At 44.7% G+C, this 20,966-nt stretch carries 21 protein-coding genes; 11 read left to right on the top strand and 10 right to left on the bottom strand.

Features of this window, described 5'->3' with window-relative positions:
• The first annotated feature begins 24 nt into the window (after positions 1–24).
• The 5 genes from MJ612_RS13645 (at position 25) to MJ612_RS13625 (ending at position 5,357) form a co-directional block, all read left to right on the top strand.
• Positions 25–939, top strand: coding sequence for a hypothetical protein (locus MJ612_RS13645; RefSeq protein WP_187031289.1), 915 nt, complete (start codon positions 25–27; stop codon positions 937–939).
• A gap of 74 nt (positions 940–1,013) precedes the next feature.
• Positions 1,014–1,871, top strand: a complete 858-nt coding sequence (locus tag MJ612_RS13640; protein ID WP_187031291.1) for a hypothetical protein — start codon at positions 1,014–1,016, stop codon at positions 1,869–1,871.
• Between the two features lie 24 nt (positions 1,872–1,895).
• The gene (locus MJ612_RS13635; protein WP_187031293.1) at positions 1,896–2,570 is read left to right on the top strand and encodes a response regulator transcription factor; all 675 of its coding nucleotides are present in this window, start codon (positions 1,896–1,898) and stop codon (positions 2,568–2,570) included.
• 1 nt (position 2,571) lies between these two features.
• Complete coding sequence (locus MJ612_RS13630) at positions 2,572–3,888, top strand: sensor histidine kinase (protein ID WP_187031295.1); 1,317 nt, start codon at positions 2,572–2,574, stop codon at positions 3,886–3,888.
• A 629-nt stretch (positions 3,889–4,517) separates the two neighbouring features.
• On the top strand, positions 4,518–5,357 hold the full coding sequence (locus MJ612_RS13625) for a class I SAM-dependent methyltransferase (RefSeq protein ID WP_187031296.1): 840 nt from the start codon (positions 4,518–4,520) through the stop codon (positions 5,355–5,357).
• Between the two features lie 7 nt (positions 5,358–5,364).
• On the opposite strand, the gene MJ612_RS13620 is transcribed toward MJ612_RS13625, so the two are convergent.
• The 10 genes from MJ612_RS13620 to MJ612_RS13575 all read right to left on the bottom strand — a co-directional run bounded on the left by MJ612_RS13620 (position 5,365) and on the right by MJ612_RS13575 (position 14,245).
• Positions 5,365–6,309 (bottom strand): ComEA family DNA-binding protein, encoded by a 945-nt coding sequence (locus MJ612_RS13620; protein WP_187031298.1) that lies wholly within the window; start codon positions 6,307–6,309, stop codon positions 5,365–5,367.
• Between the two features lie 5 nt (positions 6,310–6,314).
• Positions 6,315–6,479, bottom strand: a complete 165-nt coding sequence (locus tag MJ612_RS13615) for a hypothetical protein (protein ID WP_187031300.1) — start codon at positions 6,477–6,479, stop codon at positions 6,315–6,317.
• A 6-nt stretch (positions 6,480–6,485) separates the two neighbouring features.
• A complete protein-coding gene (locus MJ612_RS13610; protein ID WP_187031307.1) occupies positions 6,486–8,138 on the bottom strand; it encodes a sodium-dependent transporter in 1,653 nt (550 codons plus the stop codon).
• 160 nt (positions 8,139–8,298) lie between these two features.
• The gene (locus tag MJ612_RS13605; protein WP_187031309.1) at positions 8,299–9,204 is read right to left on the bottom strand and encodes an SDR family oxidoreductase; all 906 of its coding nucleotides are present in this window, start codon (positions 9,202–9,204) and stop codon (positions 8,299–8,301) included.
• 2 nt (positions 9,205–9,206) lie between these two features.
• Positions 9,207–9,854, bottom strand: coding sequence for a peptidylprolyl isomerase (locus tag MJ612_RS13600; protein ID WP_187031311.1), 648 nt, complete (start codon positions 9,852–9,854; stop codon positions 9,207–9,209).
• Between the two features lie 258 nt (positions 9,855–10,112).
• Positions 10,113–11,066: a hydroxymethylbilane synthase gene (gene hemC, locus MJ612_RS13595; RefSeq protein WP_187031313.1), complete on the bottom strand. Its 954-nt coding sequence runs from the start codon at positions 11,064–11,066 to the stop codon at positions 10,113–10,115.
• 9 nt (positions 11,067–11,075) lie between these two features.
• The gene (locus MJ612_RS13590; RefSeq protein WP_187031314.1) at positions 11,076–12,206 is read right to left on the bottom strand and encodes a DNA polymerase III subunit; all 1,131 of its coding nucleotides are present in this window, start codon (positions 12,204–12,206) and stop codon (positions 11,076–11,078) included.
• A 54-nt stretch (positions 12,207–12,260) separates the two neighbouring features.
• On the bottom strand, positions 12,261–12,680 hold the full coding sequence (locus MJ612_RS13585) for a hypothetical protein (RefSeq protein ID WP_187031316.1): 420 nt from the start codon (positions 12,678–12,680) through the stop codon (positions 12,261–12,263).
• A gap of 29 nt (positions 12,681–12,709) precedes the next feature.
• Positions 12,710–13,924: a GlmU family protein gene (locus MJ612_RS13580; RefSeq protein WP_187031318.1), complete on the bottom strand. Its 1,215-nt coding sequence runs from the start codon at positions 13,922–13,924 to the stop codon at positions 12,710–12,712.
• 75 nt (positions 13,925–13,999) lie between these two features.
• Positions 14,000–14,245 (bottom strand): type B 50S ribosomal protein L31, encoded by a 246-nt coding sequence (locus MJ612_RS13575; RefSeq protein WP_162347718.1) that lies wholly within the window; start codon positions 14,243–14,245, stop codon positions 14,000–14,002.
• A 174-nt stretch (positions 14,246–14,419) separates the two neighbouring features.
• Here MJ612_RS13575 and MJ612_RS13570 point away from each other — a divergent pair, with 174 nt between their 5' ends.
• The 6 genes from MJ612_RS13570 to secDF all read left to right on the top strand — a co-directional run bounded on the left by MJ612_RS13570 (position 14,420) and on the right by secDF (position 20,907).
• Positions 14,420–14,926, top strand: a complete 507-nt coding sequence (locus MJ612_RS13570; RefSeq protein WP_187031320.1) for a phosphoribosyltransferase family protein — start codon at positions 14,420–14,422, stop codon at positions 14,924–14,926.
• A 424-nt stretch (positions 14,927–15,350) separates the two neighbouring features.
• Positions 15,351–15,929: a non-canonical purine NTP diphosphatase gene (locus MJ612_RS13565; protein WP_187031322.1), complete on the top strand. Its 579-nt coding sequence runs from the start codon at positions 15,351–15,353 to the stop codon at positions 15,927–15,929.
• A 79-nt stretch (positions 15,930–16,008) separates the two neighbouring features.
• Entirely contained in the window at positions 16,009–16,626 is a 618-nt protein-coding gene (udk, locus tag MJ612_RS13560; protein ID WP_187031324.1) for a uridine kinase, read from the top strand.
• Between the two features lie 2 nt (positions 16,627–16,628).
• A complete protein-coding gene (locus MJ612_RS13555) occupies positions 16,629–17,321 on the top strand; it encodes a potassium channel family protein (RefSeq protein ID WP_187031326.1) in 693 nt (230 codons plus the stop codon).
• Positions 17,322–17,364: 43 nt separating this feature from the next.
• A complete protein-coding gene (locus MJ612_RS13550) occupies positions 17,365–17,736 on the top strand; it encodes an RNA methyltransferase (protein WP_250419186.1) in 372 nt (123 codons plus the stop codon).
• A 162-nt stretch (positions 17,737–17,898) separates the two neighbouring features.
• Positions 17,899–20,907, top strand: coding sequence for a protein translocase subunit SecDF (secDF, locus tag MJ612_RS13545; RefSeq protein ID WP_187031328.1), 3,009 nt, complete (start codon positions 17,899–17,901; stop codon positions 20,905–20,907).
• Positions 20,908–20,966: the final 59 nt, after the last annotated feature.

The following is a 20,966-nucleotide window of genomic DNA, read 5'->3' as shown; positions in this document are numbered from 1 at the left end:
TCTAATTAAAACGACAAAACGAAAATGAAAAAACTAACACTAGTAGCTATAGCTGTCCTAAGCGCAGCAACTACATTCGCCCAGACTTCTTCTTCAACTGATGTTAAATCTGCTACAAAAGCTAACGGTAAAGTAAAAGCCGATACGCACGGTGCTACTGTAAGCGGAACAGCAACTTCTGCTACAACTGCTGAGTCAACTACTAAAGGTGCTCTTGTAAGCGATGTGGCCACTAAAGCAGATGCCACTGCAAAAGCAGAAGCGAAAGCCGAAGCCAAGGCAAAGAAAGACTTGAAGAAAGCTGAGCGCGAAGCCAAGAAAGAAGCAAAAGAGAAAAAGGCCAAAGCAAAAGCGAAAGGTGAAGCAACTGTAGAAACCACTGTTGAAGCAGGCGCCGAAGCTAAAACCAAAACTGAAAACCACGGCCAGGCTGTATCAGAATTTGCTCAGACAGTAGTTGCAGGTGGTAAAGCAAAAGGCGAAGCCATCAGCGAAGTAGCAGCAGCCAACGCAAAAGCAACAACCGAAACATCTGTAGATGCCGCTGTTGAAACAGAAGCAAATGTTGCCACTACCGTAGACGCACAAACGGAGCAGGGCGACAAAAAAGCAAAGCAGACAAAAGAGAAAGCTGCCAAAGAAGTTAAAACTAAAAAAGAAACTCATGGCAGAACAGTATCTGAAACTGCTAAAGGTGTAGATGCAACAGTAACAACTACAGGCGAGGTAGTAAAAGAAGTAGCTACTGCCAAGCGCCAAGAAAAGCCAACTAAAGTAGAAGCTGGTTCTGAAGTTAAAGGTGCAGCACGTGTAACTGCTGGTCGCCCGACAAGCGCTGGCCGCCCTGTGAAAGTGCTTAAAAAAGGTGGTGTAGCTGCCCCTGTAAAAGTTAGCACTGGTGCTAAAGTTGGTGCCGGCCTTAAAGTAGGTAAAAACTAAAAAATACTGATCTCAAAGCAGGGCTTCCGGTTGTGCCGGGAGTCCTGCTTTTATACTTAACCCTCTACCCTCTCATGAAAAACCAACTATACTTGTGGATAATGCTGGCGTGGGCGCTTGTTGGTTCTGCTCATGCCCAGACAACAGAAGATTCTGTTACCCGCAAAGCCTCCTGGAGTGTTGCACTCGAAGCTGCCAATAATTCATCCTTTTATGGACGTAACACTGTTACTAAGTACCCTTATGCAGCTGCAACCTTAACCTATGCACACAATTCCGGTTTTTGGGCCTCTACTACAACTTACCAGCTCTTTGAAACTGTAGATTACATTGATGAGACTGATGTTTCAGTTGGCTATAGTTTCCCGATAAGCAAGCGCCTGAGTGCTAACCTGAGCTATTCTCATTTCTTTTTCAGCGAGAATGCACCGATGGTAAAATCTGTTACAGAAAATGCTGTAACGGCAAGCACCACCCTCGACTGGAAATACCTATATACTTCCCTGAACACCAGCTACTTTTTTGGAGAAAGCAGCGACGTAATTGTGCAGTTCGAAAACTCTCGCTACATTGGTCTTAACCCGATCTGGAACGGCAGGAATCCTGTTGGTCTTGATCCTAAAATTGGTGTAACAGGCGGTACCCAGGAGTTTTCTGAAACTTATACTGTAGAGCGTAAAAAGGAGCTTGACGATTGGTTTGAAGATGTACTTAAGCCAGGAAAGGACAAAGAACCAGAAACAACTACCACTACTACAACCAAACATAAATTCCAGGTGCTGAGCTACGATTTTTATGTGCCACTTGTGGTAATGTTAGGTAACTTTGAACTGGAGCCGACCTACCGTTATTCGGTACCGGTAAATAAGCTGGAAGGCGATGAATCGAAAGCGCAGTCTTTCTTCTCGGTTAAAGCGAGTTATACTTTCTAAAACTGTATCTTAAACTTATAGATCATGCATGTACTGGTTGTAGAAGATGAAGCCGGCCTTGCCGCTGAGTTAGTGCACTTCCTGAAGCAGGAACACTATAAGTGCGACTGGGCCTGCAACGGCGAAGATGCCTCGGAGCGCATTGCTGTAAATCGTTATGATTTTATTTTGCTGGACCTTGGCCTGCCTGATTACGATGGACTGGACCTGTTGCAGGAAGCCCGCGAAACCGACTACGAACCAGCTGTAATTATACTTACTGCCCGCGGTGAACTGGAAGACCGTGTAAAAGGCTTAGGTCTAGGAGCCGATGATTACCTGCCAAAACCTTTCTCGCTACTGGAACTGAAGGCACGTATGCAGGCGGTATCACGCCGTAAATTCAATGTAAAGTCGTCGGTGCACGAGTTTCATGGTTTTGAGCTCGATAGCACCGCTCGCACCGTAAGTTACAACGGGCAGAACATCTCGCTTACCAAAAAGGAGTTCGACCTGCTGCACTACATGCTGTTGCACAAAAACCGTATTCTTACCCGCTTGCAGCTTACAGAGCATATCTGGGGCAACATCCTGGAGGACGATTACGACTCCAACTACATAGACGTTCATATTAAAAACCTGCGCAAAAAGCTCTCGGCCCACGCCCCTACCGACTGGATTGAAACAGTTCGTGGTGTTGGCTACAGGCTAACTTTATAGTATGCGGCTACAATCCAAGCTTACCCTTTTTAGTGCTATTTCCAAGATCGTGGTGGTATTGCTGCTCATAGCTATACTTCCACCGCTCATTCACCGTGTAGCTATACTTAACACAGATAAGCGCCTGAACGAGAAAAAGGACAATGTACTGGAAATTATAAGTGAGCAGGGCATTGAGAATTTTATTGCCGAAGGCGATGAAGGAGCCTACGGTAGCTATAACCTGCTGAAGGAAGAATTTATATCTATGGAGCAGATTGCAGAGCCTGTAGCCATTGACACTGTAGAAAATTCGCTGCGAAAAGTAGATGAAGAAATTGTAGAGTACCGCGTACTCAGCCTGACCTTTGAAGTGGACGGCAAATACTACCTGCTGGAGATAGGGCGAAGTATAGATACCATCCTGGAAAGTATAGACACCATGCAAAAGTATGCTTTATACTTCCTGGCTGCTGTTATTTTGCTTACCGTTTTTATAGATCTGGCCTTTAGTAAAATACTGCTGCAACCATTGCTGGTTATAGTTAAGCGCCTGAAACGGATCGGCCACCCCAGCACCTTCACACCTAAAACTATAAATACCACCACTTCCGATTTCCTGTACCTGAACAATGCCATTAATGATATGATGGGTCAGATTCAGGATGCTTTCCTGAAGGAGAAGGAATTTATCGGCAATGTGTCGCATGAGCTGTTAACACCAATCTCTATACTTCAGACGCGAACGGAGAACCTGCTAACCGACCCTGAAGTGCCTGAGCATCTGCTGGTGAAGTTAGTCGACAATCAGAAAACCCTGCACCGGTTAAAAAGTATCATTCAGGCGTTGTTGCTTATCTCGCGCATCGAGAACGAGCAATACCTGAAGAATGAAGAAGTAAGTTTAACCATACTGGCCAACGAGGTAGCCGAAGAAATTGCCGACCGCGCCGAAGTAAAAGATATAAAACTGAACGTTAAACTGGAAGATGACTGGACACTGCCACAGGCCAATTACTCTTTGCTGTTTACGATGCTATTTAACGTGGTTAGCAATGCCATTAAGTATAATAAACCAAACGGAAGCATAACTATAAGCGGTGCTCCTAAAGGCAAAGGCTACGAACTCTGCGTTACTGATACCGGCGTAGGTATAGCCGAAGAGCATATCCCCAATATCTTTAACCGCTTTAAGCGCCTGCACGGCCCGGATAACGAAAGTCATGGCCTGGGCCTGCCAATTGTGCAGACAGTAGCCCGCTTCCATAATATCAAGCTAACAGTAAATTCTACTGTAGATGTTGGTACTACCTTCTGCTTTAAATTCAGTAAGAGCTAAGCTATAATTTTATAGCTGCTGTTTATCATCCCCCTGCCCCCTTCAAAGGGAGACTTTCTGCAATTACTATAGTTAATAAGTATAGTTCTATTGTTACAGCCTGTGAGCGGACAGGTCAAGACCTGTCCCTACGGAACTATAACTACGTTAATGCAATGCGACTAAAACATCTCCTCTAACTATAAGTTAGCTATCGAAAGATATCAGTCTTCGGGTTGAGCGCCTTGTAAATATCTGGTGCCGTTAAGGCATTGCGAGGCACGAGCAAAAGAGATTTGCACCGCGCGATGCCCGAAGCCGGGGCCTCCCGGCCGTGAGGGCACCAAAGCTGGAAATGAAACGATAGGCAAGTAGAGCTCCCAGGATAACAGGTAATCTGAAAGGATAGCTTAACTAACTTAAACCTCAACTTTAGGACGTATAAGATCCCTCGACTATCGCTCGGGATGACAAATAGGAGAAAGACATTCATAGGAGCTACACACACTACGAGGTCTTCACCAATCTTTGGCATTCCAGATAGTAATTGTAACTCTTACTTGTCTTTAGGCATTCAGCAACTATAGTTTTACCCGTAAGTATACTTTTAAAGTATAAATTAGCAGCACACTTCAAATACCAATAAAACTATGACTGAAAAACTGCACGAGCCATCCGAAGAAAAATACCTGCACGGCTACTCCTCCGAAGAACAGACGCGCCTCTACAAGCAGGCTCGCTTTATGGAGAACAAAATCTATTCAGACTTAGACTTTTCTACAGTAACCAATTTACTCGAAGTAGGCTGCGGTGTTGGTGCACAATCCGAGATTTTGCTACGCCGTTTCCCGAATATTTTCCTGACTGGTATAGACTACTCTGATAAGCAGATAGAACAGGCTCAGAAGTTCCTGTCGTCGGTGCCATATGCTACCAATCGTTTTAAGATGATGCAGGAAAATGCTATGGACATGAGCTTTACGTCGCAGGCTGATTTTGATGGAGCCTTTCTTTGTTGGGTTTTAGAGCACATTCCTGATCCGGCACGTGTTTTATCAGAGGTGCGCCGTGTGCTGAAACCAGGTAGCCCTATCGTGATAACTGAAGTGCTTAACTCCAGCTTTTTCGTAGAGCCTTATTCGCCAAGTGTGCTGCAATACTGGATGCGGTTTAATGACCTGCAATACGATATGAGCGGCGATCCCTTTGTAGGTGCCAAGCTAGGTAACCTGTTGCAATCGGTAGGCTATCAGCGTATCACAACAGAACCTAAAACCTTCCATTTAGATAGTCGCAACCCTGCAAAGCGCGCCGAAATGATTGCCTACTGGACCGAACTATTATTAAGCGGACTACCACAACTTTTAGAAGCAGGCTATGTAGATGCTGACCTGGCTGAAAAGGTAAAAGAAGAAATGCACATAGTTGCCAAAAGCCCGAATGCGGTATTCTTTTATACTTTTATTCAGGCAAAAGCATTTACGGCATAGGTTATACTTATAGATCAAGGTAAGGCCTTAGCTTCTCGTACTGCTCAGGCTTTACTATTTTTATCTTCTTCAGTTCCTCCACAGTTTCAAAACGACCGTGCTGCTCGCGGTAAGCAACTATAGCTCTTGCTAAATTGGATGTCATGTAAGGGTGCGTGCGCAACTCTTCAACGGTAGCCATATTCAGGTTAATTTGCTTGGGAGTATGTGCTTTAGCCACAAACGTATACTTCTCAAGGCTATCAACTACCTCAGGTTGCAGGCCATAAACTTCCTTAACCTGGTTCATACTATAAAAGCCGCCTAACCTGTCTCTATACTTTACAATCCGTGCGGATAACTTACTACCAATGCCCCGAATCTGTTTAAGTTGTGTGGTATCGGCGGTGTTAATGTTAAATGGTGCAAGTATAAAGCGCTCACGTGGTCTGGTTTCCCAGTCTGGTTTAGGGTAGGTCCGGTTGCTGGCTATTTTATTATTACGATTATACTTGTCAGGTCTTGTCTCAGGCAGATCAATATAGGGGTATAAACGCTGAAATACAGAATCCGGTAAGCCGTAGATCTTCCCCAGTTCTGCTTTATAGGTAAAATCACCTACCTTGTTCCGATAGTTGATAATTCGTTGTGAGAGGTACTTCGGCAACCCAAAAGCCTGCCATTGCTCCAGCGTTAAATTGTTGGGGTTGAAGGTGCGCAGCGGAACAAGCGGCACTGTGTTACGCTCACGTTTATACTTGTCAGGTACCAACTCCAGTTGTGCCACCAGGCTATCGAGCAGTTGCTGATCTGCTAAAGTGCGGGAAGTATCAGAACTGGGTGTATAAATCTTACTAAAAAGAAATGGTGCTACCGTAAGCAGCACCATTATACTTATCAACCACATAAAACCGTTTACCTCACCTTGCGAAAAGCCAAAGTAGTTACGGATCCAGTGCTTTAGTTTATTCATTCCTATCAGGTATGGTTCGGTTCAATACGTTCAGGGTCGTCGTCGTTGAACAGATACGAATCCGGCTCAGGTTTTGGTGGTGTTCTAAGCACCAGTGAGAAAAAATATATTGTTATGCCTGTTACCGAAAAAAGGGTTATCAGCATTATAATTAAAGCAGATGTATTCATGGTTTCTTAAATTCTCCCTTCTCTAACTCTTTTTTTGTAAGCAATGTACACCAGCAATGCAATGCCGATAAATACTGTAACTAATAATATACGTGATGCATTTACGAAGAACAATGTTTCTTCGAGGTGTGCTATCTGAGCAGGATCTGTAGCTGCAGCTAGTTGTTCTTTCAGGCTGGTGTTCATTATTTTATTAATGATAGAGCTGTTATCCAGTACCCATTCGCCACTAAATGCTTTACCCCAGTCACCACCTTTTGGTGTTACCAGCGAGCCTATAAATACCCATAGCAACAACAACGGTGTAATAAATTTGATGATGAACTTATAGATGCCGGGTACTTTGATATCTGCCCCTGCTGTGATCTCTCTCCAGCCTTTGTCCATCCCAAATACCCATGCAAAAAGTATAGATTCCATTAAGGCAAATACTACCAACGATATTGTTCCGGCCCAGTAGTCGTACTCATCAAATACGCCATAGTTAAAGAACAATACTGTAGGCATACCAAGTAAAAATACGATCAGACCGAATGACCATGCAGCAGATTTACGGCGCCAGTTAAACTCATCCTGCAGGAAGCCCATCCAAGGTGTACCCATTGCCAGCGACGACGTGATACCTGCAAAGAACAACAGGCCAAACCACATAACACCTGCAACTGCACCCAACACATCTCCCCATTGGTAGAACAGGTATGGCAATGTACGGAAACCTAGTCCCAGACCACCACTCTGAACCAGTTCGGTCACACGATCTATACCTAAATATCCAATTGAGATTGGGATAAGAATAGCACCACCCAGTACAACTTCCACAAACTCGTTCATCCAGCCAGCTGACATGGCGTTTAGTGCTATATCATCTTTAGAGCGAACATAAGAAGCATAACATTGCACCGTACCCATACCTACCGATAAGGTAAAGAAGATCTGGCCGGCAGCTGCCAACCATACACTCGGCGACCAAAGCTGGTCGTATCTTGGAGTCCACAAAAAGTTAAGACCAACAGAGCTATCGTTAATAGCGCCATTCTCGCCGGCAGTAATAGTAAAGCCTTTGTAAGCCAGGAAAGCACCAAACAGAATCAATAAAGGCATACCAATCTTGGCCACGCGCTCCACACCAGAGGCTAATCCTTGCGATAAGATCCAGGTATTAAGCAGCAAACAGATCACAAAGAATACGATTGGCTCGTAAGGGATACCGGTTGTAGAAGTGCTCAGGCTAACATAATCGTTAAAGAAGTTAGAGATAGCATTCTGGTCCATGCCGCTGAACGAACCGATGATAGAGTGGTACATGTAAGAGAGCGTCCAGGACTCCAGGTAGCAGTAGTAAGCCGCTACTGCTATATTTGTCCAGATACCAAACACACCGATATATTTCCAGAAACGTCTTTTATCCATCGAGTCCAGGATAAATGGCGTAGAGTGGTGACCAAATTTACCACCGAATCGACCCATAGACCACTCGATCCATAGAAGGGGAATACCCATTACCAGGAAACATACTATATAAGGGATGATAAACGCGCCACCGCCATTCTGCACGGCCTGAACCGGAAACCTCAGGAAGTTACCAAGACCAACTGCATTACCGGCCATAGCCAGAATGAGACCCACACGTGAGCCCCACGATTCTTTGTTAGCACTCATAAAAAAGGTAGAAGTTGATTAGTTTAGTTAGGTTGTAATAGGTACTGTATTATGTGTTTAAGCTTACAATTTAGGAATTGAAGCTGAGAGCACCATATTAAATTCCATATTTCTAATATTTTTCCGACCAACTCCATCATTATTTAGACTAAAAGAATGCTTATTGTGCGGCTTGTTCAGCTACAATCCGTATTCCTTCAGCAAAAGTGTGGGGTATGTAGCCTAGTTCTTTTTCTGCTTTTGAGATATTAAACCCGGTTTTAGGTGGGCGTTTGGCAGGCTGTGTAAAGGTGCTGCCATCAGCTTTATCAATCAATGATTTGTCGAGGTGAAAGTAATCGGCTACCTGCAGGGCCATGTCATAGGGCGTCAGCATTTCGGAACCGGAGATGTGGTAGATACCTTCGGCATCGTGCTTGGCAGCAAGCCAGCAACCCTGGGCAAGGTCTTCTGCTAACGTCGGGGTCCTGAATTGATCTTCCACAACTTTAATTACTTTGCCAGCCTGCAGGTTATCGCGTACCCAAAGCACAATGTTGGTACGGCCATAATCATGCGCCACACCATAAACCAGCACCGTCCGAAGTATAGCCCAATTGCATTTGGCATCTTTCACGATCTCTTCGGCCAGGCGTTTGGTTTCGCCATAAAAGTTTACCGGGTTGGCTTCGGCATCTTCGCTATACGGTCCGTCTTCTCCGTCAAATATAAAATCTGTGGACACATGGATCAGATGCACGTTATACTTCTCACAGACATCTACCAGGTATTGTACAGCATCGCGGTTTAAAAGCAGCGCACCTTCGCGGTCGGTTTCGCACTGGTCTACGTTGGTCATGGCAGCTGTATGGATGATGTGCGTTGGCAGGAACTGGCTTACCACTTCTTCTACCTGCGCTTTATCGGTTACGTCCATTGAGGCAAAAGGCACCTGCGGAAGTATAGCTGCAAGTTTATTTTCACCGCGGCTGGTGGCCAGTATTTCTACATCAGGTTGGGTTAGCAACAGCTCTGCCAGTTTTTGCCCTAAAAGTCCGTTAGAGCCTGTAATCAGTATTTTCTTCATAGTCATTTGCCGACCATATTGGTGTTATAGTTGTAGTTATACTTCTTGGCGATCTTCTTTTTCTTCACGCTCTCTACGGTCACTTTCATTTTAATATCTGTAAGCGGACGGTTGCGCGGGTTAGTTGGTTGTTCGGCAATTTTATCGATCACATCCAACCCATCAATTACCTGACCAAAAACTGTATAAGCTTCATCCAGCATCGGGGTGCCATCATGGTTCTCTACAATATAAAACTGCGATCCACTGGATTCCTTCATTGGATTTACCTGGTCGCCAAGGCGGGCAGCTGCTACTGCGCCACGCACATGCTTATACTTCGGCAGTATCTCAGCAGGCAATGTGTAGCCAGGGTTACCAGATCCGTCGTTGTTAGGGTTATCATCTTTGCTGTTCGGGTCGCCGCCCTGTATCATAAAGCCATCCATTACTCTATGGAACGTGGTACCATCGTAAAAGCCTTCTTTCGCCAGCTTCAGGAAGTTCTCTTTGTGTTTCGGCGTGTCATCAAAAAGCACCAGCTTTATCTCACCTTGGGGCGTGCTTATAGTTACAAGTTGGTCCTTGCCTTTTAACTTCTGAGCAGATGCAGCAAGTGGTGTTAAAAACAGCAGCGCTATTACAGCACAAAAGATATTTCGCAGTTTCATAGTTGGTATAGTTTTTCCGAAGCCTGAAGTTTCCCATTTTTTAGCTGTAATCCAAATCAGGACCAGTGATTAAACGCGATTACGGGGATTTAACAGGATTTTTAGCCTGAACTAAGGTTAAGAGAGATTAGATGGATTGGTAGGATTTATACTTTGTAACCATACTATGGCGCGAGCGTCATAAATAAAAAGAGACGCAATTTCTTACGTCTCTTTAAATCTTATTAATTTATTAAATCCTATTAATCCGGGTTCAGACTATTCCCCTCTCTCGGCTCTTATCTCTTTCAAAATTTCTATACCACCCTGGCCAAGTATAGTTTCAGCAAGTTTTACACCTATAGTTTCTGCTTCTGAAATGGGGGCCTCAAAGGTTTCTACTAAATGTTTCTGTCCGTCCAGGCTTACCAAGCCGCCCTGAATTTGCAGGATGTTTTCATTTTTAAGCGTAGCCAGCGCAAAGGACGGGATGCTGCAACCACCTTCCATGGTTCTCAGGAAAGCACGCTCAGCCAAAAGGCAATGATGCGTTTGCTCGTGGTCTAACGCCGCTCTTATACCTTCTTTTAAGTCAGCATCCATGTTACGCGCACACTCTACGGCCACACTTCCCTGCCCTGCTGCGGGTATAAATTCATCTGCCGGGAAAGTATGTACAATTAGGTTATCATAACCCATACGGTACACACCAGCATAAGCCAGCATCAGCGCATCAAACTGCCCGTCTTCCAGTTTCTTCAGGCGTGTCTGCAGGTTACCTCTCGATTCGGCAGTTGTAACATTTGGATAGTATTTCTTCAAAAGCGCTTTGCGACGAGTTGATGATGTGCCGATCATTACCTTGCTGTCACGCTCCAGTTTAAAATCCGGGTTAAAGCTCAGAATCACATCATTTACCACTTCACGTTCCATAAAAGCGATCAGCTCCAAGTCGGCAGGTATAGTTGATTGCACATCTTTGGCACTGTGCACGGCAATATCTATACTTCCGTCACGCAGCTGGTCTTCCAGTTCTTCGGTAAACACCCCTTTAGAGCCGATCTTATCCAGCGAGCGATCCAGCACCTGGTCGCCTTTAGTACTGATGATGACGATTTCCGTAGCAAAACCGGCACCCTGCAACTTATCGGCTACGGCATTTGCCTGCCACAAAGCCAGTTTGCTGCCACGCGTACCAATGTTTATAGTTTTTATATCTGTAGCTGTCTGCATGATTCTTCTTTAGTAGTTGCCACGCAAATAATGCGCGATCTGTATAGAGCTGTCTACGAAAACAATTTTAGGGTTGGCGTTCCGCTCGATGTGGTAATGTGCCTGGTTCAGTTCTTCGGCCATGCGCGTACCGTTATCTGCGTTCATCAGTTTCGAGAAATCCTGCACGAATTTCATCTCATCGGCTGGCAGGTAAGTTATCAGACTGGCATCTACACCATAAAGCATCACTTTCCGGAACAGGTTAAGCGCATACAGCAAAAAGTTCTTCTGGTTCTCGCGGCCCAGCTTCTGAAAATCTTCGCTCATATCAATCAACTCCCCGAACTTATAGCCAAAGCAGCTACGCATCCAACTTAAAAAAAAGCTAAAATAATCTGAGCTAACTTCTGATAACAGGTTTGATGCGGCATTTAGATTACCTTCTGCCAGTTGTGCTACCTGGTAAGCAGTGGTTTGGTCAGTGTTATACTTTTGCTGGAGCCAGGTTATTACTTCTTCTTCGGTAAAGTTACGCACCTGCACTATCTGCGTACGCGAGGTTATAGTTGCCAGCAGTTTCTCCGCCGACTGTGATACCAGCAGGAACAATGTTTTGGCAGGCGGTTCTTCCAGTAACTTAAGTAGCGCGTTGGCCGCAAAAGGGTGCATTAGTTCCGGCAGCCAGATCAGCACGATTTTATAGTCGCCTTCGAATGCTTTTAATGACACTAGTTTTACCAGTTGCCGGCTTTCTTCTTTCGAGATGGCGCCTTGTTTGTTTTCAGCGCCGATGTGCTGCATCCACTCGTTCAGGCCCTGGTAGGGGCTGGCAAGTATAAACTCACGCCACTGCGTCAGGAAATTCTGGCTCAGCACATCTTTACCGGTTATACTTTTGGTGGCTGTAACCGGCATCACGAAATTAAAGTCCGGGTGCACCAGCTTGTTCATTTTGGTACAGCTGCTACATGTTCCACATGAATCATCGGCCTGCTTATTTTCGCAGTTGATGTACGTGGCATAAGCCAGCGCAAGTGCCAGGTTCGCACTTCCCTCCTTGCCCAGAAACAGCTGCGCATGCGCCACATGGTTGCGTTGCACAGAGTTTACAAGCATCTGCTTCGTTTCCTGATGTCCTAAAATCTGAGAGAATTGCACTGGGTTGAATTACGAATTAAGAATTATGAATTATGAATGAGGTTTTATTTAAAGTTAGGCATCTATCTTATCTATTTTGAAAACCTCAATGATTAGCATTAAAACTACTGCACAAAAAGCCACAACTGCTACCGTTGAAAAAATAAGAAAACCAACTATCAGGTTTTCTGAATAAAACATTTGCAAAAGCTTAAATGATAGAAAAAGACTAATACCTAATAGCCCAATTGATAAAAACCGAAGTATAGTCTTAAGTGTCGTTAAATCACTTTTTAGCTTCGGAAAAATGATTAAAGCGGCAATCGTAATTATAAAATAAATTGGTAGTAAGAAATCCTTTATAGTAAACTCATACTTATGGCCGCTTGCCCCAATTAACATAAGAGAAAAGAGCATGTAAAATATTAGCATAAAGCTGAATATTACTAAGCCAGCCACATATTTCTTACTCATTTGCCCTTTATCTTTTGTCAAGTATTCCTTTTAGCCCTTAGTCTCAAAAGTTACGCTTTTGCGTCCCACACCCGGTATTGCTGGGTTTGATTGAAGACTTCGGTAAGGATTGCTTTTTCGGTGTCGTCTAAAGCTTTGTGACGGCGCTCCATTACCTTTTCGGCTACTTCGTATACTTTGCGCAACTGGAAAGTCTCGAAGCCCTGAGCACCACCCCAACTGAATGAAGGTATAAAGTTACGCGGGAAGCCTGTTCCAAAAACGTTGGCACTTACACCTACCACCGTACCAGTATTAAACATGGTATTGATGCCGCACTTGCTGTGGTCGCCCATAATCAAGCCGCAAAACTGCTGCCCGGTATTTTTAAAGCCGCCACGCGCATAGTTCCAAAGTTTAACCTGCGCATAGTTGTTCTTCAGATTAGATGTATTGGTATCGGCGCCTAAATTACACCACTCGCCCAGCACAGAATTACCCAGGAAACCATCATGGCCTTTGTTTGAATAACCAAGTATAACCGAAGCACTGATCTCGCCGCCAACTTTTGACTGTGGGCCAACCGTTACATCGCCGCGCATTTTAGCGCCCATGTTCACGTGGCTTCCTTCGCAAAGCGCAAATGGTCCTTTTATCAGCGCGCCTTCCTGCACCTGCGTGTTTTTGCCTATGTAGATCGGGCCATCTTCAGCATTCAGAACGGCTGCTCTTATTTTGGCCCCTTCTTCTATAAATATGTTCTCTTCACCATAAACAGCTGTAAACTTATCGTTCACAGGCTGGCTTTTGCGGTCTTTGGTAAGCAGTTTAAAGTCGCTTCTGATCTCTCGGCCGTTATGCACAAAAATCTCCCATACTTCGCGTAGTATCAGCACTTCGCCTTCAAAATTCAGCTTTTTGCTCTGCTGCGCTTTCTCCAGTAACTCCTCTAAACTATCTGTCTGTTCTCCACCTCCGTGGTAAGCCAGCAACGTATCGCCCTGCCAGTACGACTCGCCGTAGTTCATACTTTTCAGCTGCTCAATCATCTCCACGGTAGGTATAACCGCACCGTTTATGTAGCAGTTATGCGAGCTGTCAAAGTAGGGCATAAACTTGGCTTTCAGGTAGTCCTGGGTAAGCGAAGAAACAACCTGCCTGGTAAGCTCCTGCCATTTTTCGGCTATAGTTAATATACCAGTTCGGATTTCTGCTACCGGGCGCGTAAATGTAAGCGGTAACAGGTTCTGCCGGATAACCGGATCGTCGAAGAGAATGATGTTCATAGGACAAAAATAAAAAAGTCTTCCCGAATTTTACGGAAAGACTCTTTAAGAAACGTTTTAACCGGGTAGAACCGCTTATTTTTTCTTGTAACGCGTGTTGAATTTCTCCACACGACCAGCAGTATCCACGAAAATGTTTTTACCAGTGTAGAAAGGGTGTGATGCAGAAGAAACTTCCACTTTAACTACTGGATATGTTTTACCGTCTTCCATAGTGACAGTCTCATCAGAGTTCATTGTAGAACGCGTGATGAATTTGAAATCACTAGTCATATCGTGGAAAACAACCTCTCTGTATTCTGGGTGAATGCCTTTTTTCATTATTATAAACGTTAATTAACCTTAATTTCTCAATCGGGACTGCAAATTTAACAACAATTTCTAAATTTAAAACGCAACTAACCAAATTATTTTGAACCTAGCCTAATTTATTATGCTACTGTAATTTATCTTATAACTTTGCCTTAGCCACAGTGCAACCTACAACTATAAACTATGACACATCCGCACCAACACCTGATTCTGGACAAAGCGCAGATTGAGCAGAAAATTAAGCGCATGGCCTTTGAGATTTACGAGCACAATTTTGAAGAGCAGGAACTGGTACTGGCCGGCATCTACGAGAAAGGAACTATACTTGCCGACATGCTGGCAACACAACTACGCAGCATCTCGCCGATAAACGTGCAGCTGCTAACGGTTAAGCTCAACAAGGTAAGCCCTCTGGAAGCACCTGTAAAGCTAGAGCCTGAAAGTATAAGCATAGCAGACAAGGTTGTGATTATAGTTGATGATGTACTGAACACCGGCAAAACACTGGCTTATACGTTGAATTCTTTCCTGCCCCAAAACCCTAAAAAGGTGGAAATCGCCACACTCGTAAACCGCCATCATACTTTATACCCGGTTGCCTCAACTTATACCGGCTTCTCGCTGGCTACTACCCTGCGCGAGCATGTAGAAGTTGTGCTGCAGGACGAAGTAGCGGCATATTTGCATTAAGGCGTACTATTCTGATTAATACTTTTTTGCCCTGTTCTATTTTGTCTTAACTATAAAACCCTATCAACCATATGACTTTAAATAAGGAAGAAGAACGGTTTGTCCAGAGATGGTCGAAGCATGAGAAGAGGGGCAAATATTTTTACATTATCGCTTTTGGACTTATTTGGGGAACGGCTGTAGCAGTTGGCTCCAAAATAATCAGCTCATATGGAGAACAGGATTTCTGGACATCCTTCCAGTCATCAGGTTTCCTTTTAAAGCTGCTTATTTATAATATAATAGGTATGGGAATTTATACTTATCACTGGTATTTATTCAAAGTCCAAAAGGTATAAGCAGTTAAAAAACATTCAGGATAAAAATCTGAGCGTACAGGCATAATCAACGAACTATAAATTCTACCAACCATAAAACCTGAACTATGAAAGAGCTTTGCTTTGCCACCAACAACCGGAACAAAATTGCAGAAGTTAGCCAGATGCTGGAAGGCAAGTATAAGCTGCTGAGCCTGGAAGATATTGGCTGCCACGAAGAATTGGCCGAAGATCAGGATACACTGGAAGGAAATTCGCGCCAGAAAGCGCAATTCGTGTGGGAAAAGTATAACGTAAACTGCTTTGCCGACGACACCGGCCTGGAAGTTGATGCCATTTGCGGCGAGCCCGGTGTTTACTCTGCCCGCTATGCCGGCCCGCAACGTTCCGATTCCGACAACATAAACAAACTGCTTCATGTGTTGGATGGCCAGGATAACCGAAAAGCCCGCTTCCGCACAAGTATAACTTTATACTTAGACAATAAGGAGTACCAGTTTGAAGGCATCGTGAACGGAAAAATAGCCACTGAACGGAAAGGAGATAAAGGCTTTGGCTACGACCCGGTTTTTATACCTGAAGGCCACGAGCAGACCTTTGCAGAGATGAACCCCGCCGAGAAAAATGCGATCAGTCACCGCGGCAGGGCCATGCAAAAGCTCATACAATTTCTGCAGGCACAATAGAAACTATAAATTTATTGGTGCAGTTATGGTCTTGTGCCTTTTATTCTCTTAATTTTGTATTCTGAAACCATAGCTTCCAATGCAAAAGCCATTTATCGTCGGGATTACAGGAGGTAGTGCTTCAGGAAAAACAACTTTTTTGAACAAACTACTTACTTCGTTCTCACCGGAAAATATCTGCCTGATCTCTCAGGATAATTATTACAAATCACGCGAGCACCAGACCTGTGACGCGAACGGAGTAACCAATTTCGACCTTCCTTCCTGCATAGATCACGTTGCTTACGCACACGACGTACTAAAAGTGAGCCAGGGCGAAACCGTTTACCGCACCGAGTATACATTTAACAACCCTACTATAGTACCAAAGCAACTGGAGTTTAGGCCAGCCCCGATTGTGGTTGTAGAAGGCATTTTTGTGTTTTACTTTGAGGAGATTGCCAAACTGCTGGACCTGAAAGTATACATCGATGCAAAGGAGTATATTAAACTGCAGCGCCGTATAGTTCGTGATAAGGTAGAGCGCGGCTACGACCTGGATGATGTGCTTTACCGTTACACACACCATGTAGCGCCAACCTACGAAAAGTATATCAAGCCTTACAAAAACGATGCAGACATCATCATCCCGAACAACCAAAACTTTGAAAAAGGGCTGAATGTGTTGACCACTTTCCTTAACGCTAAGATACAATAAGCATGACGCACAGGTTCGCAGTTATAGGACTAGGTATTTTCGGAAACTCTATTGCCAGAACACTGGCAGAGCGTGGTGCCGAAGTACTTGCCATCGATAATGATGAAGACCATGTGGAAGACATCAAAGATGATGTAGCCTATGCTGTGGCCCTTGATGCAACCGACATCCGTGCCCTGGAATCACAAAACATCCAGGACATGGAAGCGGTAATTGTAGCCATCGGCGAAGATTTCGAGGCTTTGCTTATCACCACCGCCAACCTGCAGGAACTGAACGTGAAGCGCGTAATTACACGTGCATCCAACAAACAACAGCGCCGCATTCTCGAGAAAATGGGAGTGCAGGAAATTCTGTCGCCGGAGGGTGAAGTTGGTAAAACAGTAGCTGAGCGCTTGTTGCAGCCAAGTATACGTACTTTCCTTCCTTTACCCGATAATTACGAGATTGTGGAGATCAACACGCCGCGTGGTATTGCCAACAAAAGTTTGTCTAAAATATCGCTCCGCGAGAAGTATAACCTTAATATGATCACGATAAAGCGGTTTTTTGAGGAGATACAGGATGGAAAGCCAACACAGGTAGAGCATATCATTGGTGTACCGAAAGCTGATACCATCATTTACCCTTCCGATATCCTGATCCTGATCGGGAAAAAGCACGATGTAAAGCGATTTATAGAAGTAAACCGCTAACGATTTTATTTTTACAGGAAAGCAGTTACATTTGTAACTACACATGCCGAAAATTAAACCGATAGCACAACACTTCAGGCATCTTTTGATGTCGGTAACCCTGCTTTGGGCACTTATGCTCAATGGCCAGGAAGTGGTGGCATATAGTTTACCGGCCGATCATGCTGCACAGCAGGCAACTTCTAAAGTAGCTGATGCGCCAGCTGAGAAAAAAACAGTTGTAAAACAGAAGGTATCGTTAGAGGCTACTACCTCTTTTGTAACCTTAAACCTGCAGCAGGCTACCCTGCCTGCACCGCTACCTGCTTTTGCAGCACCTACTGATGAAATACTTCCAGCCCATACTGCCTTACCTATAGGCAATGGCTTTGTGGCACAACTCTTCCCGACAACCATACAGCCCAACGCTCCTTAGGCTGTACATACTCCCTCTTTTCTTTTAAAAAGAACTGTGCTCCCAAGGGTTTACCCCTGAACGGAACCCGTTGCACATGCACTCAGTTATTTAATCATACTGGTATGCAGGCATTTATACTTAAGTAATCTAACAATCTATTCCATAATTTTTATTTAACCAATGCGTAACAAATCGTTAATTATCGCGCTGACAGTTATAGTATCGGCTTTGTGCCTTTTCTTCCTGTCATTCACGTTTATTGCCAATAATGTGCAGAAGGATGCAGAAGCATTTGCTACTGATGCACAAGGCAACGTAGATCTTGCGAAAAAGCAGACCTACCTGGACTCTATCTGGAAAGAGCCTGTATTTATGGGCTTCACTTACCAGGAAATTAAAGAAAAAGAGCTTGGCCTTGGCCTTGACCTTAAAGGTGGTATGCACGTGGTACTGGAAGTATCGCCTGTAGAGATCATCAAGTCAATGTCTGGTAACAGCAAAGACCCGAAATTCCTGCAAGCACTTGCGCGTGCACAGGAGCTACAAAAAACAAGTCAGGCGAGCTTTACCAACCTGTTTGCTGAAGCTTACCGGGAAGTAGAGCCTAATGGTCGCCTAAGCCGTATTTTCTCTAACACTGCTAACCGTGGCAGGATCAGCTACGAATCTACTAACGAGCAGGTAATTGATGTGATTGACCAGGAAGTGGAAGATGCAATTGACCGTTCTTTTAACATCCTGCGCACCCGTATCGATAAATTTGGTGTAAACCAGCCTAACATCCAGCGCCTGAAAGGTACTGGCCGAATCCAGATTGAGCTACCAGGTATAGATAATCCTGAGCGTGTACGTAAACTGTTATCAGGTATGGCTAACCTGGAGTTCTGGGAAGTATGGACTCCGCAGGAATTCAGCCCATACTTTATGCAGCTGAACGAATACCTGACACAGCAGGAAAAAGCAGGTAAGTTTAACCTGAAAGAAACTGAAACCAAAAAGGATGCTTTAGCATCTGCTGCTGCTAAAACTGACACTGCTGCCGAAGGCGATGTATTAGCACAGGCTGCTGCATCTGACTCAAACGCAGTTGCTGCTACAAAAACTGATACTACTAAGAAAGATTCTGCTGCCGCTGCTCTAGCTGCTGCCGACTCACTTGCTAACCAGGCTGGCCCACTGGCTCGTCTGTTTACACAGTTACCTAACGGCCTTGGTGCTAACGTTCGCGATACAGCCAAGATAAACGACATCTTTGCAAGACCTGAAGTTCGTGCTATCTTCCCTCCTAACATGAAGTTTTTATGGGATGTGAAGCCAATTGCCGGTGACAACCGCCAGGAGTTTGTTGAGCTTTATGCCGTTAAAAAAGGTCGTGATGGCAAAGCGCCACTTGCAGGTGATGCTATCAACGATGCCCGCCAGGACTTCGATCAGCAGGGTCAGCCGGAAATCAACATGTCTATGAACCCAACAGGTGCCAAGAAATGGGCTCGCCTGACAGGTAACAACGTTGGTCGCCAGATCGCAATCGTACTTGATAATTATGTATACTCTGCACCAGTTGTACAAGGTGAGATCACAGGTGGTAGCTCTTCTATCTCTGGTAACTTCACAATCGAAGAAGCACAGGACTTAGCTAACATCCTGAAAGCCGGTAAAATGCCTGCTCCAACCCGTATCGTGGAAGAAGCTATCGTAGGTCCGTCACTTGGTCAGGAAGCTATCAACCAGGGATTGCTGTCTACACTGGCAGGTCTTGTGATTGTGGTTGTGTTCATGATCGCTTACTACAGCCGTGGTGGTTTTATTGCTGACTTAGCACTTATCTTCAACGTATTCTTTATACTTGGTATACTTGCCCAGTTCAGCGCTGCACTTACATTGCCTGGTATTGCCGGTATCGTACTTACCCTGGGTATGGCCGTGGATGCGAACGTACTGATTTTTGAGCGTATGCGTGAAGAAGCCCGCAAAGGCCTGAGCATGCGCGAAGTGATCAACAAAGGATACGACAAAGCGTTCATGACCATTATGGATGCCAACGTAACTACCTTCCTGGCTGGTTTTATACTTTACTTCTTCGGTTCTGGCCCGGTTAAAGGGTTCGCTATCACCCTGATGCTGGGTATCGCAACGTCATTCTTTACATCGGTATATATTTCTCGCCTGTTCATCGAGGCTTCTTTCCAGAAAGCTGGTAAACTATCATTCTCTAATGCATTTGCTGAGAGATTATTCCAGAACGTGAAGTTTGATGTAATGAAGTGGAAAAAGCCTGCTTACGCTTTCTCGCTTGGCCTGATCATCTTCGGTTTTGTAGCGATGGCTATTAAAGGACCAAACCTGGGTGTAGACTTTAAAGGAGGCCGTTCTTATGTAGTAGAATTTGATCAGGCAGTGCCTGCTTCAGATGTACGTGCTGCTTTATCTGATGACTTCCAGGAGGCCGGTACTGAAGTAAAAACATTTGGTGCTTCTAATCGTGTGAAAGTAATTACCAGCTGGTTAGCTGATGACGAAAGTATACAGGCAGATGAGCAGGTAAAAACAGCGCTGGATGCAGGTCTGAAAGAGTACAGCCAGCTAAACCCTAAAGTACTTAGCTCATCAAAAGTAGGCGCAACCATGGCTGATGATATTCAGAACACGGCTATTATTGCCCTTGTGCTGTCATTGATCGGTATCTTTATCTACGTAATGTTCCGCTTCAGCAAGTGGCAGTTCTCACTGGGTGGTGTGGTTGCATTGCTTCACGATGCCCTGATGATCATTGCTATCTTCGCTATACTTGACCTGTTCGGTATTTCTTATGAAATGGACCAGGTATTTATTGCAGCGGTACTTACCATTATTGGTTTCTCTATTAACGATACCGTAGTAATCTTTGACCGTGTACGTGAGTATATGGTGGATAACCCACGCTCTCATATCAGAGACATCGTAAACCCTGCCCTAATCAACACATTCAGCCGTACCATCATTACTTCGGCTACGGTGTTTATGGTGGTGTTGGTACTGTTTATTTTTGGTGGCGAAGTACTGCGTGGCTTCTCGCTTGCCATGATGATCGGTATCCTGTTCGGTGTTTACTCATCACTTTTCATTGCAGCCCCAATTGTGGTAGATACCATGAAGGATGAGAAAAAACCAACTCCGGCTCCACAGCCAGTTGCAAAAAAAGTTAGCTAATTATAGTTAGCATATAAACAAAAAAGCCCGGTGCAAATGCGCCGGGCTTTTTTGTTTAC

This window comes from Pontibacter deserti (assembly GCF_023630255.1).
Lineage (GTDB): Bacteria > Bacteroidota > Bacteroidia > Cytophagales > Hymenobacteraceae > Pontibacter > Pontibacter deserti.
Note: the sequence above shows the minus strand (reverse complement) of the source record. Positions and strands in the feature narration are given on the sequence as shown.